Below are 1,042 nucleotides of genomic sequence, written 5' to 3' on the forward strand. Positions count from 1 at the left end.
TTATCAGGAACGGGAACTGAGTAGCACGATCAATACCATGGTGGGGCTGCTCGGCCCGATCATGTTGCTGGTGATGGCGGGGGTGGTTGTAATGATTGTCCTGTCGGTCATGCTGCCGATCATGCAAATGAATAACTTACTAGCCGGTTAAGGTGAAAGAATGAAAGCAAAGCGTGCCATGTCGGGGTTTACCCTGCTGGAAATTATGGTGGTGGTGGCCATTATTGGTCTGTTGGCTGCGGTGATTGTGCCCAACGTGATCGGGCAGGGTGAAACTGCCAAGGTAGATCTGACTAAAGCCAATATGGGCAAGATCGTCCAGCAGCTGGACCTCTACAAGTTCAACAATGGTAGCTACCCCACCAGTGAAGAAGGCCTCAACGGCCTGGTGGAACGCCCTAATTCAGCCCGCAAATGGCCGGATGGTGGCTACTTGCCGAAAGTCCCCCTGGATGCCTGGAACAACGATTACGTTTATATCAGCCCCGGTGTAGAAGGGCCATTCGATCTGCTGTCCATGGGCGCCGATGGTGTTGAGGGCGGCGAAGGCTCCGACGCGGACATCAACTGGCGCGACGTTCAGTAACATGCGCTTGCCCCGCACGCTGCAATCCGGCTTTACCCTGCTGGAAATCATGGTGGTGGTGGGGCTGATTGCGTTGCTGAGCGCCGTGGTGGTTAGCCAGGGGAACTGGACTTCCGACGACCGGCAGCTGGAGCAGGAGTCTGCCCGGCTGAAGGATACCCTGTCACTGCTCAACGAGCGCAGCCTGTTCTCGGGGCAGCTGTTGGCGCTGCGTCTGCGCCATGATGGCTGGGAGCCCCTGGCCTACGACATCGCCGCTGCCGATTTTATGCCCATCGAGGACACTGCACTCAAGCCTCGCCAGATTCCTCCTGCCCTGGAGTTGGTGTGGCAGCTGGATGAACTGGCTGATGAAGAACAGGCGAGCCTCAGTCAGGTTGCCGAGACCCTGGTCAAGAAAGACACCTCGCTGAATTTAGGTGAAGACACCGTGGGCGAGGCTTGAGTGCAGTGTCC

Annotated in this window: 2 protein-coding genes; both read left to right on the forward strand. The window is 57.2% G+C overall.

The features are described 5' to 3' along the window. The first annotated feature begins 160 nt into the window (after window positions 1–160). Window positions 161–586, forward strand: a complete 426-nt coding sequence (gene gspG / locus A3754_RS22695; protein ID WP_063521411.1) for a type II secretion system major pseudopilin GspG — start codon at window positions 161–163, stop codon at window positions 584–586. Between the two features lies 1 nt (window position 587). Next, the gene (locus A3754_RS22700; protein WP_231880747.1) at window positions 588–1,031 is read left to right on the forward strand and encodes a prepilin-type N-terminal cleavage/methylation domain-containing protein; all 444 of its coding nucleotides are present in this window, start codon (window positions 588–590) and stop codon (window positions 1,029–1,031) included. Window positions 1,032–1,042: the final 11 nt, after the last annotated feature.

The sequence above is a fragment of the Alcanivorax sp. HI0083 genome (assembly GCF_001635175.1).

Bases quoted from the DNA above. Each gene is read 5' to 3' on its own strand.
- gspG (WP_063521411.1), top strand. From the start codon at position 161: ATGAAAGCAAAGCGTGCCATGTCGGGGTTTACCCTGCTGGAAATTATG.
- A3754_RS22700 (WP_231880747.1), top strand. From the start codon at position 588: ATGCGCTTGCCCCGCACGCTGCAATCCGGCTTTACCCTGCTGGAAATC.